This is a genomic window from Paenibacillus sp. FSL H3-0333 (assembly GCF_038002805.1).
GTDB classification, from domain to species: domain Bacteria; phylum Bacillota; class Bacilli; order Paenibacillales; family Paenibacillaceae; genus Paenibacillus_AQ; species Paenibacillus_AQ silagei.
Window position 1 is genome coordinate 1,787,239 of sequence record NZ_JBBODG010000001.1, and the last position, 13,455, is coordinate 1,800,693.

Consider the following 13,455-nt stretch of genomic DNA (forward strand, 5'->3'; position numbering starts at 1 on the left):
ACATGACATTCAGATCGAAAGCGGGGTCTCATCACTTTGACTAATCGAACAGCCAAACAGCCCAAGCCAGACTGGATCAAAATCAAGTTAACCACCGGTGAGGAATATCAGGAAATCAAGGGTATGATGCGCTCGAAGACGTTACATACCGTATGCGAGGAAGCACGCTGCCCGAATATTTATGAATGCTGGGCTAACCGCACGGCGACCTTCATGATTCTGGGGGATATTTGTACGCGCGCTTGCCGCTTCTGTGCGGTGAATACAGGCCTGCCGACCGAGCTGGACCTGCTGGAGCCGGAACGTGTGGCAGAGGCTGCCGAAGGCATGCAGCTTAAGCATTGTGTGGTTACGAGCGTGGCCCGCGATGATCTGAAGGATGGGGGTGCGGCGATTTTTGCCGAGACTGTGTCCGCGATCCGTAAGCGCCTTCCTCTATGCAGCATTGAAGTGCTGATTCCTGATTTTCTGGGGGACCGCGAGAGTCTGGAGACCGTAATGAACAGCAATCCGGATATCCTCAATCACAATATCGAGACCGTGGAGCGGATGTCGGACCGTGTACGGGCCAGAGCCAAGTACCGCCGTTCCCTCGAGCTGCTGCGCCGGGCCAAGGAGATGAAGCCGGAGATTCCGACCAAATCGAGCATTATGCTTGGCGTCGGTGAGCAGTGGGATGAGATTCTGCAGGCGATGGATGACCTTAGAGCTGTAGATTGTGATATATTGACATTAGGACAATATCTTCAGCCTTCGCCGAAGCATCTGAATGTGGAGAAATACTATCCGCCGGAGGAGTTCGCGGTGCTGAAGGAAGAGGGCCTGAAGCGCGGCTTCAGCCATGTGGAGGCCGGCCCGCTGGTGCGCAGCTCTTATCGTGCCCATGAGCAGGTGAAGTCTGCTGCCGTGGCCCGTGAGGCGCGCTCCGTTTCACAGGCATAGGTAGGTCTTTTAGTCTATTTGCGTTGGGTTCGATTTTATAAAAACTTGTGTAAACAAGTTTGCCGCGTGACGGAGTCACAGTAGATAGGTTTTGGTTTTAATGTTTTTAGGTTTTAAGGTTTAGGTTTGTTTTTAAAAGGGGTTGAAGGGTCGAAAGAACCAATGCCGCGATAGCCGGCGAGGTTCTTGGGTGACGTTTGCACCCCCTTCACGTTGATGGAGTCATGGAGAGGGATTTTGAAATTGTAGGAGCGGCAGCGTCCGCCTTTGTGTTCTGATTTCAACCGCTTAGCGGTTAAATGGAGGAAATCAGAACACAACAGCGGCCGGAAATTCAAAATCCCGCGCAATGACGGCTTATCAACGCCCCCCCTAGATATTATTGAAAGGCAGGCGACACACGCTTGATCGTTATAGGTGGAAAAGGTTACGAGCTGATGCTCGATCATAAGGATGGCTGGAACCCGGAGGCTTTTCGCGGAAGATACAGCGAAGTGCTGGACCGGTACGATTATATCATCGGTGACTGGGGCTACAGCCAATTGCGCCTCAAAGGCTTTTACCGGGATAATCACCCTAAAGTGAACCGGGACACGGCCATCTCAGGCATGGTGGATTATATTAACGAATATTGTAACTTTGGTTGTGCGTACTTTGTGTTGCATAAGCTGAAGGAGTCCCCGCAGGAGGGAAGCTTCAAGGATATTCTGATCAAGGAAATCCCGGAGCCGGAGCTAGACGAAGATCTGGAGCAGGATGCTGAACAGGTGGTAACGGTAAAAGAACACCGGGAGCCGCAGACGAAGAGTGCAGGCCGGGAGCATGTAACCAAAGACAGACCGGTGCGTGAGCACCAGAGCCGCAATCACCGCAACAAAGAAGGCCAGGGCAAGAAGAACCATAAAGAGTTCCAGGGCAGAGGCCAGCAAGGCCAACCGAATAATCCCCGGCAGAACAGAGAACACAAAGACAACCATTCCAACCGGTCTAACAAGCAGGCGAATCAGAATAAGCAGGATAGACCGGAGAAGCAGGACAACCAGAGCAGACAGGATAGTAACTAGAACAAGCAGGACAACTAGACGATAGCCAAGGGGACAGCATGTACCCCCGGATCTCAATGTAACTCAAAAAGCCTCTTCAGCACATTAGCTGAAGGGGCTTTTTCTAATTCTATGGGCGGGCGAGAGGGCACGGGCCAAAGGTATGCGAAAAACCTCTGACGATTCTATTTAACAGCTAATTTCAGCTGTTTCAGTGAAGCATTGTAGCTCCATACGAGCGCAGGGAACTTTTTCTTGAAGGCATTCAGCTCGATGAAGGACTCTCCGTCCTGGAACAGCGCCTCCTTGGAGGCCAGGGTGAACCCGAATACGTTACCGGCGCCGGTGGTCAGCATTACCTTTTTATTCTTGGCATCCCAGGAGACCTCATTCTCCACTAGTGCGGCGAGGACACGGGAGGCAGCATACACCTTATCGCCCTGCTTGATCAGACCTACATTTCCGGCAAAAGCAGTGCCGTTGATATCCAGGATATGATGGTCACCAGACGCGACAATCTCTTTCATACCGGCAATTTGCAGAGCGGTAATCAACTGGGCAGTTTTGCCCTTGACCTCGATATCAGGCGCAAGCCCGATATGGTTGAAGTCCTCCTTGTTCGGAGTCAGATACTTCATGGTGGTCAGCTTCAGCTCGCCGCCGCCGGACATGGGAATCAGGCTCTGAATCCGGGCCTTTCCGTATGAGCGCGTGCCTACAACTGTAGCAAGCTTGTTGTCACGAAGTGCACCGGTTAAGGCTTCGGAGGCGCTGGCCGTATATTCATTGGTCAATACGACCACAGGCACGCCGATCTTGCTGCCGTTCGTAATTGCGACCGGCTTCAGTGTACCGGTCTGATCGGAGGTGTACATCATAATGCCGGAATCCATGAACTTTGAGACGATATTCTGAGCGCTGTCCATATATCCGCCCGTATTATTTCGCAGATCAAGAACCAGCGATTTCATGCCGCCTGAACGCATTTTGTCCAGCGCTGCGGAGAATTCCTCATCGGCAGTCTGGGTGAAGCCGTTGATGGAGATATAAGCAATTTTAGAGTTAAGCATCTTGCTGGTCACGGAGCTTGTAGCAATTTCACTGCGGGTTACCGTATAGGATTTGTTAGCTCCGTTTCTCTGAATCAGCAGAGAGACCTTCGTACCCGCTTTGCCGCTCAGCTCATCGCCGTTCGTATCAGCCACCCGCACCCCGTTGATCTTGAGAATGGAGTCGCCGCGCTTTAGCCCAGCGGCCTCGGCCGGTGAACCGCTCATGACCTCTTCAATATATAGCTCTTTGGCCGTATACATCAGCCGGACACCGATGCCGACATATTCCAGATCGACCTGATGACCGAAGTCAGCAGCCTCCTCCTTCGTGAAATATTGGCTATAAGGATCTTCCAATGTGCCTACCATACCGTCAATTGCACCGCGGATAAGTGTATCCTGGTCCACACCCTCAACGTTGTAATACTCCAGATATTGCATAATTTCATTGATGATCTCCGTCTTCGAGGCTTGCGCCGCTTCTGTAGAGGCAGCAGCATCTGCCGCTGAAGCAGCAGGGGCCCAGGCGATGGATAGCGCCAGACAGCCGCTTAAGAGTGCGGTAACGATTTTGGCTGATTTCATGAGTTCATTACATCCTTTAGATGAATTTTTGAATTTAGGACTGCGCGTCGAAGCCGATATGATAAGTAGTGTCGATCGTCCAGGCACCGCTCTCCGGCTTCGAGAGCAGGAGGATCAGAGACTGGGTATAGGTCTCCTTCGATTCACCGTCCGTAATCACCACTTCCGTATAGACTGCGGCTTCATAGTCAGTGTAATAGAAGACATTGGAGGAAGACACCGCATAGCTCAGATCGTAGGTTTTGAAATAATCACGCAGCTCCTCTTTGTAAGAGTCATCCTCTTCCTTATCGTACGAGGTCATCACGGCAAGGACTGCATCTGCATTGCGGGCATTCATACCCTGGTAGTATTTGCTGAGCGTATCCTTAATCCCGGTCTGATCGCCCTGTGGAAGCACAGCGGGCTTCATGCCTTGTTCGCGCGTCAGCAGCACAGAGGATTCCTGCAGCTCCATTTCGGAGATCTTCCACGCGCCGTCTTGACGGATCAGTGTATATAAATATTCGTACTGCTCATCCGGAGTATAATAACCGCCGGTTCGTACTGCTTTTTCGACAGTATAGACTGTAGCTTCATTACCTGTAACACTGAGGACTTTAAGACTCTCAATCGTGTTCTTGATGTCATATAGTTCGAACTGGGAATTCATATTGCTTACAGCTTCTGTTTTGTCTGCCCCTGCATCGACAAGCGAATAGAAGCTGCTGGCCTTCTCTTCATTATAATATTGGTTAGCTAATTGAATGATAGCCTTGATCTCCTGCTCACTGGAGGCGGAGGACGGCGATACGGTGATCTTCACGCTGCGGCTGGCTGCATCCCAGACCGCTGTGCCCCCGGTAGCTTCGGCAATGAAGCGCAAGGGTATGTAAGTGGTCCCGGCGTTCGATACAGGAGCGACTGTAAGCTGCTTGACGGTTCCATTGACGCTGGCCCGCTTGCTGCCTACCTTAAGGCTGATATCCAGCCCTGTTCCGGTGCCGGTTACCGTACCCGTCTTGGAGTCCCACAGCACCTGCAGGCCAAGCTTCTCAAAAACAACGCGGAAAGGCACGAGCACCGTATTATTCTTCAGATACGGAGTCCCTGCTGTGAAGGCAAGATTGCTGCCGTTAATATACACCTTAATGGGTTTGTCTGCGGCAAAAGCGGGAACCGCCAGCACAAGGGCCAGCAGGCTGATGCCTAGCAGGGATACTAATTTCTTCAATAGATTCGCTCCTTCAAATAGAAAACTTTGTAAAATAGAACCATTATACCATTTGGAAATTCCGTCTGTCTATTTATTCTACGGGATACTGCTAGGCTCAATAGAGTTCCCTTCAGCCGGCATGATAAAGCCGGAGATCGGGGGCATCTCCGGCTTTATCGGCAAATACTAACTAGACCAAGAAGGCCTCCCGGACACGGTTCCAGAACGGGAAAGGGCGGTAACGGGCGAAGCTGATTTTGTGGTCAGCGACCTGAGCACGTACCGAAATCAGATCATCCACCGGAATATTATTATGGTCAATGGTCAGCAGCAGGCGCTGATCCTTGCGCGAGAAGATATCGCAGTGATGATGCTTAGGCAGCATTAGCGGCGAGCCCATGGTGCGGAATACCCGGTTATTAATGGAGGCAATTTCAGCAATCTGCAGCGCCTCGATCGAGGGGTGTACCATAGCACCTCCCAGACTTTTGTTATAAGCGGTACTGCCGGAAGGTGTGGATACACACAGGCCGTCCCCGCGGAACATCTCAAAGGTCACATCATTAATATCCACCTGGATCACAACCGTCCCGTCCACGCCCTTAAGGGTGAATTCGTTCAGGGCAATGTGCTTGCTGGAGCCGGATTTCTTATGTATTTCCAGTTCGAGCAGCGGGTACTGTACGATACGGGGTTTATGCGGCCCAACCTCTCCGCACATGTAATCAATCAAGGACGGCAGCTCTTCGGCCTGCCAGTCCGCATAGAAGCCCAAATGGCCGGTATGCACGCCTACAAATGCGAGGTTCGGGATCTGATCGATAAACGTATGAAAAGCGTGCAGCATCGTGCCGTCACCGCCAATCGAGATCACGATTTCCGGTGACTTGGCATCCAGCTCCAGATTCCGGCCTTGCGCCAGCTTGTGAAATTGCTCCGCTAGTTGGATGGATAATTCATCTCCGCGGTCCAGAACATAATATCTCAAGGTGTACAGGCTCCTTTGTGTAATTCAGTCATACACCGATCATAATCAATCTTGACCCGGAACACAATATTAGCGCTGTGAAAAGCCGGAATCCGCTTCAGTGCTGCATCAATAGAGCCGTGGCATATCGAATTAGCTGCGGTGCGCATAAGATTGCCGCCACAGCTTCCCCAGCAGAAAGACCACCAGCGACAGGGCCAGCATGACTGCGAGCAGAAGGCAGAGCAGGCTGATGCTGCTGATTAGAGCGGCTTCTGGAGCGGCCAGCCCGGAGGCGGCGGGTAGTGCGGACCACTGACCAGCCAGTCCCGAGCTGACTACCGGCTTCCATAGCAGGAGAAGCAGAACCGCTGAGAGCAGGGCATGCACCAGGCGGGCGGCCATGAACGGGAGATAGCGCAGTCCGGTACCGTTCAGGATACTGGCGACCTGTGCATGAACCGACAAGCCGCCCCAGGAGAGGATGAACGCTGCCGCCGCAGCCTTGAATTGCAGCGGTACGCCTCCGGCAGCTTCACCAGCCGACCGGGCGCCAAGCGTCACTTCGAATAAGCCGCTCACCAAGGCGGCTGAGAGCTCAGGCGGGAAGCCGGCCAGCGACAGCAGTCGTCCGGTCATGCTGAACAGGGCGGACATTACGCCGGCACGGGCGAGCAGCTCCATCAGCACATTGAAGAAGACAACCAGGCCGCCGACAACAATAATAAGCTGGAGTGAGGAGGTAATGGCACTCTTCAGCAGCTCGCCGAGACTTCTGCCGTCTACCCGGCGCGCATGTGCCATCGCGTTCAGGGCAGTCCGCAGCCTGCCGGGGCCTTGTCCTTCCGAAGATTTAGAAGAGCTGCCTGAATGGAGGAGGGCGGTGTTCACAGCTGCTGCTTCCGGCCTGCCCCGGCCATGGAAGGACATCAGCAGACCTACGATGAGCCCTCCCCCGTAATGGGCAAGGGCAAGCACAAGCCCCAGAGAGGCATCGTGAAAGAATCCGACAGAGACAGCACCCAGCAGGAAAATCGGGTCCGAGGAGGTCGTGAAGGCGACGAGCCGCTCGCCTTCTATTCTGCTGATCATTCCCTGCTCGCGCAGCTTGGCGGTTAATTTCGCGCCGACAGGGTATCCTGATACATATCCCATTGCTAGGGCGAAGCCGCCGCTGCCGGGTATATTGAAGAGAGGGCGCATCAGCGGATCAAGCAGAGCGCCGAAGAGATGGACGATGCCGAAGCCCAGCATAATTTCAGAGATGACGAAGAATGGGAACAGCGAGGGAAACAGCACATCCCACCAGACGGCGAGCCCGCGCAGCGCCGCATCCAGGGAGCTGGCGGGATGGACCAGCATCAGCAGCATACAGCCCGCCAGCACGATCCCGAGCAGCGGGCTTGCGATTTTGTTCAGAGTCATCGGTTTCTCGCCTCCAGTTCTATGCTTAGTTGTATGCCGAAAGCTGGACAAACAGCACAAAAAAACGAGGAAAACGGTTACATTTACCGGTGCTTTTTCATTGAAATTATGGTATTATAAACTTAATTAATGCACATCTTGTTGAGATAGATTTTCAGGGATGGAGTGATGGTGATGAGTGTAGTTGCCGGAGTGCTCGTTTGTGCTTTTGTATATGTGATCCGGGTCTCCCTTGTCCCGCCTGGTGATGAAGATTTTAGAACATACTGATTAGCTTACGAGCGCTGAACTCCGGTTTGGCGCCTTTTTTTGTTCAAATTTTTATTTTCATAGGCTTAGCAGGCATGTCTTAAGGCAGGGATAACTGTGCAGCCTGTTTTTTGGTATAATGATAAGCAACTGCTTATCAGATTAATATGGAAGAAGGCGAAACCTCCAAATGAATCCGAAAGAGAGCCTGTATGACAGCCTGGGAGGCGCTGAGGGAATTCACCGTCTGGTGACTGTGTTCTATGCCAAGGTGCAGCTTCACCCGCAGCTCAGCCCGTTATTCCCTGAAGATATTACTCCGGTGCTGGAGAAGCAATATCAGTTCTTGAGTCAATTCTTTGGAGGCCCTGCCCTGTTCTCCGAGCAGCACGGCCATCCCATGATGAGAGCCAGACATATGCATGTCCCCATCACTCCTGCTCTGGCGGAGGATTGGCTCGCCTGCATGAAGGCGGCGCTGGAGGAGATTGGTGTGGAGGAGTCCCTGCGTACGTTTGTCCTGAGCCGGCTGGCGGGTCCCGCCCATCATTTTGTCAATATGCCCCATGAATAAAGTGTAGTTGTGAAAGGATGAGGGCACCCGTGCCGGAATTAATACCGCTTTACTCGATTAAGGTTACCTGCTGTAACTGTGAACATGAATTTTCAACCTCAAGAGTACGTCCCAGCCTTAAGAAGGCTATCCGCCGCGATGCGGACTTCTGCTCCTATTACAAGGCGGAGAATCCCGATTATTATGTGGTTCGGGTCTGTCCAAAGTGCGGCTTTGCCTCCACGGAGAATTCTGCAGACAAGCTGGCCGACTGGCAGCGCAAGTCCTTCGATGCACAAGTAGGAAGACGGTGGCAAGCCCGCGACTTCGGAGAGAAGCGTAGCTGGGAGGAGGCGCTGGAGACGTACAAGCTGGCGCTGATCTGTGCGCAGAGCATTAAGGACAAGGAACGTATTATAGCAAGCCTGCTTCACCATATTGCCTGGCTGTACCGGTATCAAGGGGATTCGGTGCAGGAGCAGCGTTTTCTGGCCTATTCGCTGGATGAGTATGTGAAGGTGTTCGAGAATGATTCATCCGGTGGTAATGATGCGCGGCTGATGTATCTGATTGGTGAGCTGAACCGCCGGATCGGGGAGTTCGCCGCTGCTGTGCGGTGGTTCTCAAGGGTCATTAATGACCAGCGGATTACGGACGCGGCCATGATCCGGGCTTCGCGCGAGCAATGGGCCATTCTGCGTGAGCAGATGCGCGGGCTGGACGTTGATCCGGACGGGCTTCCCGCAGGTACATAGAAGGCGGAGTGAGGGTGTTAGAGTGTCTATCCGGTATACCGGAACGCAAAAAGGCGTAGAAGGGATGCCTCTTCTACGCCTCTGCCCGCTTAAGCGGGGCCAACTGCCGGACAACCGCGTTTAGCGGACCGCCCGGTCAAACAACAAGTAGTCATTGTCATTATCAATGACGGTGGGACTTGCACTGCAGCAGGGAAAGACCAGCAGCTTTTTTTTGCCGTCACGCACGTGCTGCAGCTCCCGCGGCTTCATCGGCAGAAGAACATTCTCATGGTCGCAGAAGGGGCAGTATTGCACGTACATGTCGCCAAGAATAATGTCATAAGGCCAGGTATGGCTGAAGGGGATCATTGCTTGTCCTTCTCGTCAGAGGGAGCAGGCACGCTGCCTTCGGGGGTCTCGCTAGCGGCCTTCTTGGATAATTCAGCGATCTTTTGCAGCAGGATATGTTGGGGCATATGCATCAGGTGTTCCAGCGGAACGCCGAGTTGTTTCGATAAGGTGATGGCCGTCTCCGGCGATATTTGCAGTGGCTTCATCAGGATGCCCTCCTTACAATTAGTGGAGTATCATGATTCACTTTACCATGGCTGTACCGCAAATACAAAGAAAACTACTCTATAACGAAGGAATGGTGAGTATACATGAAACAACCGTTATCACTGACATGGGAGCTGGAATCGATTTTTCCGGGAGGCTCTGCCTCCCCGCAGTTTGAGAGCTTCCTCAGCCAGCTCGAATCCGATATTGAGCGCCTGCGCACACAGGTGGCTGCCGCTGCCGCACCGGCTGATGCGGCTTCAACGAAGGGGCTGGACCCGGTCATTGAGCTGCTGCAGAGCTGTGCCGGACGCCTTACACAGGCCTCGGAATTCGCCGGTTGTCTGGGAGCACAGAATCAGCTCGACAAAGGGGCGGTGAGACTGTCCTCCAAGGTAACGGGGCTGCGCGCCGGTTATGAGGGCATCAGCGCTGCCTTCGATAACGTGCTCCGTCAGACCTCTGACGCGGTATGGGCCGAGTGGATGGCCCGGCCGGAGATTGCCCCGCTGAATTTCGTGCTCAGTGAGAGCCGGAATCTGGCCCGTGAGAAGATGAGCCCGGAGCTGGAGAGCCTGGCACTTGAGCTTGCAGTTGACGGCTATCATGGCTGGAGCGAGCATTATGAGACGATTGTCGGACAGATCCAGATTCCTTGTGAAGAAGACGGGGAGCAGAAGCTGCTCTCTGCCGGGCAAGCCTTCAACAAGCTGGCGGATGAGAATCCTGAGGTCCGCAGTACGATGTTCCGCAAATGGGAAGAAGCCTGGGGCGGGGCGGCCGACTATTGTGCAGATACCTTGAATCATCTGGCAGGCTTCCGCCTGAAGCTGTACAAGGGCCGCGGCTGGGAGGATGTGCTGAAGGAGCCGCTGGGCATCAACCGTATGTCCCGTGAGACCCTGGATGTCATGTGGGGTGTAATCACGAAGAGTAAGCCTGCCCTGGTATCTTATCTGAAGCGCAAGGCGGAGATTCTGGGTCTGGAGTCACTCGCCTGGGTCGATGTGGATGCGCCAGTCGGCAAGTCCTCCGGCAAAATTCCCTATGAACAGGCAGCCGCCGACATCGTGACCCAGTTCCGCAAATTCAGTCCGAAGCTGGCGGATTTCGCCGAACGCGCCTTCGACAAGGATTGGATCGAGGTCGAAGACCGGGCCGCGAAGCGTCCGGGGGGCTTCTGCGTCTCCTTCCCGGAGAGCAAGGAATCCCGCATCTTCATGACCTACAGCGGTACGCCGTCCAATGTATCCACACTTGCGCATGAGCTGGGCCATGCCTATCATTCCTTCCTGCTGGAGGACCAGCCGCTGTTCAACCAGAACTATGCGATGAACGTGGCGGAGACGGCTTCCACCTTCGCGGAGGTCATTGTGTCGGATGCGCAGGTGAAATCTGCGACGGACAGTGAGGAGAAGCTGGCGCTGCTTGAAGCGAAGATCCAGAACAGTGTGGCGTTCTTCATGAATATCCATGCCCGCTTCCTGTTCGAGACCCGCTTCTATGAGAAGCGCAAGGCAGGTCTGGTAAGCAGTGAGGAATTGTCCGCGCTGATGGAGGAAGCCCAGAAGGAAGCCTTCTGCGGGGTTCTTTCCGAATATCATCCTCATTTCTGGGCGTCCAAGCTTCATTTCTATATCACAGATGTGCCGTTCTACAACTTCCCGTATACGGTAGGGTATATGTTCAGCACCGGTCTATACCGGCTCGCGCTTGAGGAAGGGGCTTCCTTTGCCGGTAAATATGACAGCCTGCTGCAGGATACCGGAGTGATGAAGCTGGAGGATCTGGTGTCGAAGCATCTGGGCGTTGATCTGTCCAAGCCGGATTTCTGGCAGGGGGCTGCAGATTTAATCGTTGCCGATATTAATGAATTCCTGGAAATGACGGAACAACGCGGCTAAGAATTTGTCGAAAATGAGACGAATTGTTTTTTTACAGTAAAATGATAGCGGTTGAATATGGTGTGAATGTGCAAAGACCCCGGTTTAGGGGTCTTTTTATGCTGTTTATTTGTCGATAAATGGCGACAAAAGTTTGTATATTGCTATTAATACTAAATAATTTGCGCATTTATAGGGATTATAACCCAATTATGTTGAATAATGTTGTGCGTGTTTAATTAGTATCCTATAATGAGCCTAAAGCCTTATATAAGCGCTGCTAGACCCACAAAATTCAAACAACTGCTTACGAAGCAAGTGTTGTGTGAGGCAGAGCCATGAGGCTGCATCACCCACAAGACTTTTAGGAGGAAATGCATGTGAGGACGGAACAATTATCGCTTGCAAGACAGATGGATCTGGTATTTCATGAGCTGCAGGAGGAATTGTCAGGACTGAATTCAGGGACCGTATTTGTACAGATCAGGAATAATATCATCGGCAAGTTCGGGGTCCGCCACAATCCGCTCGCCGGACGCAGCGGAAGCTTCGCAGCCGGGCAGGAGGGGCTGACTTCAGGCCAGCAATCCTCATTCCGCGTCATGGCGCTGGAGAGCCTGAAATATAAGAAACGGTGGACACATGGAGAGATCAGCTATGAATTTGCTGTACGCCAGGGGATGGTAGTGGTGGATGCCACGCTGGAGTCCAATTACAATATGGCGAATCTGATGATCCGCTATCCGCGCAGCAGCCACGGCGATGTCTCGGATCAATCCTTCGGCTGATTCTATATACATATAGAAAAGCCCCCCTGCGATTCGACGAGAAGCGCGGGAGGGCTGTGAAGCTGCTCGGTCTATGCCTCACGGCTTAGACGGTTTGTAAAGATAAGGTAGCGATTACGAACGACCGGACAGTTGTTGCTCTGCCAGTTGCACCAGACGTTTGGTGATATATCCTCCCAAAGAACCTGTTTCGCGGGAAGTATAGTTCCCATAATAACCGTCAGCCGGGATAGTTACTCCAAGCTCTTGTGCTGCTTCATATTTCAACTGCTGCAGCGCTGCATTCGCTTGAGGAACGACCAGGTTGTTAGAACGGCTACCACGACTTTGTTGACCTGCTTGACCCATGTGTGCTCACCTCCTTCGCCCGTTGTGAAGATAGTATGAGCGCGGGAGGGAGAATTCATGCACGGATGTTGAAGTTTTATAGGATGGTAATTATTATGAAATTTATTGTTCCGGGTAGATCATCTGCAGGGTGCCCCCCAGCACCAGCGTCTGTCCGGGTTCAAGCGTGATCAGCCCGGTAGCGGAGGCGTCCTGCTGGAGATTAGGCGCATCCGGGAGCCAGGTGAGCGGTTCAATGCACAGGAACTGGTCAGCCTCGCCTTTGGTATAGAGAATCCAGTGGCGGAAGAAGTCAGTATCGGCTGAGTAACGCAGCCCGTATCCATCATCGCGCATCAGCACGGCCTCGGCAGGCTGGCCCTCTGCTATACGCAGGACGGTATCCAGGTCCGCACCTTGAAGATTCAGCCGGGTGTGCAGGCTCGTAAGCTCTCCGAGCGGCAATAGCTGTCCGGTAGGCAGGAGATCCTCACTCAGCTCGCAGACGGCTCCGGCAGGAAGGGTAACATTCCAGCGGGACGGGGTTCCGTCAAGCATGAACCAGGTATGGTAGCCTGCGCCAAAAGGAACATGCTTGCTGCCGAGATGAGTGACCTTGAGCGTCTGCTGCAGCCGGTCATCCTGAAGCCGGAAGGTCATTTCAAGCTTCAGCGGCTCAGGGAATTGTCTGATCCACTCCGGATCATCTGTGGTTATGAACTCAGTGGTGACCGCACAGCCGAACTCGTCCTCCTCAATATCACTGACACACCAAGCCTGGGCGCGGTGCAGCCCGTGAATATGATGTTCTCCCGCATTCCGGTCGAACTGGTAGCTTGTGCCGTCGAACAGGAAGCTTCCGCCGCGTATGCGGCCAGGCGGCACAAGAAGCGGGAGGCCGAAGTGATAAGGCTTCTGCATATACGATGCCAAGTCGCTTTCTTCAGGCTGACGGAGGATCTGCCGCTCCATGGTGCGGTCCCATAATGAAATTACGTTATTACCCAGCCTGGGCAGAAGCGTGACTTCCAGTTCCCGGCTATGCAAAATATACGTATCATAACCGTTCCATTGCCCTTTGGTCACCTGTTTCATAAGAGATATGCTCCTTTGATAAGCTGTAATCAGATTACATACACACGAATACCTTT

14 protein-coding genes are annotated in these 13,455 nt (G+C 53.1%); 6 read left to right on the forward strand and 8 right to left on the reverse strand.

Annotated features, from left to right (window positions below):
- Window positions 1–36 precede the first annotated feature (36 nt).
- Window positions 37–942, forward strand: a complete 906-nt coding sequence (gene lipA, locus MHH78_RS08020) for a lipoyl synthase (protein ID WP_341167073.1) — start codon at window positions 37–39, stop codon at window positions 940–942.
- A 404-nt stretch (window positions 943–1,346) separates the two neighbouring features.
- Complete coding sequence (locus tag MHH78_RS08025) at window positions 1,347–2,006, forward strand: YutD family protein (RefSeq protein WP_341167074.1); 660 nt, start codon at window positions 1,347–1,349, stop codon at window positions 2,004–2,006.
- A 164-nt stretch (window positions 2,007–2,170) separates the two neighbouring features.
- Here MHH78_RS08025 and MHH78_RS08030 read toward each other — a convergent pair whose 3' ends face one another.
- The 4 genes from MHH78_RS08030 to ylbJ all read right to left on the reverse strand — a co-directional run bounded on the left by MHH78_RS08030 (window position 2,171) and on the right by ylbJ (window position 7,209).
- The gene (locus tag MHH78_RS08030; protein WP_341167075.1) at window positions 2,171–3,622 is read right to left on the reverse strand and encodes a S41 family peptidase; all 1,452 of its coding nucleotides are present in this window, start codon (window positions 3,620–3,622) and stop codon (window positions 2,171–2,173) included.
- 34 nt (window positions 3,623–3,656) lie between these two features.
- On the reverse strand, window positions 3,657–4,835 hold the full coding sequence (locus MHH78_RS08035; protein WP_341167076.1) for a stalk domain-containing protein: 1,179 nt from the start codon (window positions 4,833–4,835) through the stop codon (window positions 3,657–3,659).
- Window positions 4,836–5,007: 172 nt separating this feature from the next.
- Window positions 5,008–5,805, reverse strand: coding sequence for an NAD kinase (locus tag MHH78_RS08040; RefSeq protein WP_076081552.1), 798 nt, complete (start codon window positions 5,803–5,805; stop codon window positions 5,008–5,010).
- A gap of 132 nt (window positions 5,806–5,937) precedes the next feature.
- On the reverse strand, window positions 5,938–7,209 hold the full coding sequence (gene ylbJ, locus MHH78_RS08045) for a sporulation integral membrane protein YlbJ (RefSeq protein WP_341167077.1): 1,272 nt from the start codon (window positions 7,207–7,209) through the stop codon (window positions 5,938–5,940).
- A gap of 439 nt (window positions 7,210–7,648) precedes the next feature.
- On the opposite strand from ylbJ, the gene MHH78_RS08050 reads away from it, so the two are divergent.
- On the forward strand, window positions 7,649–8,032 hold the full coding sequence (locus tag MHH78_RS08050; RefSeq protein WP_036722077.1) for a globin domain-containing protein: 384 nt from the start codon (window positions 7,649–7,651) through the stop codon (window positions 8,030–8,032).
- 17 nt (window positions 8,033–8,049) lie between these two features.
- On the forward strand, window positions 8,050–8,766 hold the full coding sequence (locus tag MHH78_RS08055; protein ID WP_036722075.1) for a DUF2225 domain-containing protein: 717 nt from the start codon (window positions 8,050–8,052) through the stop codon (window positions 8,764–8,766).
- Window positions 8,767–8,886: 120 nt separating this feature from the next.
- Here the strand turns inward: MHH78_RS08055 and MHH78_RS08060 are convergent, their stop codons facing one another.
- Window positions 8,887–9,117: a hypothetical protein gene (locus MHH78_RS08060; protein WP_036722073.1), complete on the reverse strand. Its 231-nt coding sequence runs from the start codon at window positions 9,115–9,117 to the stop codon at window positions 8,887–8,889.
- Window positions 9,114–9,305, reverse strand: coding sequence for a YycC family protein (locus MHH78_RS08065; RefSeq protein ID WP_036722071.1), 192 nt, complete (start codon window positions 9,303–9,305; stop codon window positions 9,114–9,116). Before MHH78_RS08065 ends, MHH78_RS08060 begins: the two co-directional genes overlap by 4 nt.
- Window positions 9,306–9,410: 105 nt before the next feature.
- On the opposite strand from MHH78_RS08065, the gene MHH78_RS08070 reads away from it, so the two are divergent.
- Window positions 9,411–11,210 carry a M3 family oligoendopeptidase gene (locus tag MHH78_RS08070; RefSeq protein WP_341167078.1) on the forward strand — a complete coding sequence of 600 codons (1,800 nt, stop codon included), beginning with the start codon at window positions 9,411–9,413 and terminating at the stop codon, window positions 11,208–11,210.
- 353 nt (window positions 11,211–11,563) lie between these two features.
- A complete protein-coding gene (locus MHH78_RS08075; protein ID WP_036722066.1) occupies window positions 11,564–11,977 on the forward strand; it encodes a hypothetical protein in 414 nt (137 codons plus the stop codon).
- Window positions 11,978–12,091: 114 nt separating this feature from the next.
- Here the strand turns inward: MHH78_RS08075 and MHH78_RS08080 are convergent, their stop codons facing one another.
- Complete coding sequence (locus MHH78_RS08080) at window positions 12,092–12,325, reverse strand: alpha/beta-type small acid-soluble spore protein (RefSeq protein ID WP_036701727.1); 234 nt, start codon at window positions 12,323–12,325, stop codon at window positions 12,092–12,094.
- A gap of 102 nt (window positions 12,326–12,427) precedes the next feature.
- Entirely contained in the window at window positions 12,428–13,399 is a 972-nt protein-coding gene (locus MHH78_RS08085) for an aldose 1-epimerase (protein ID WP_341167079.1), read from the reverse strand.
- Window positions 13,400–13,455 lie beyond the last annotated feature (56 nt).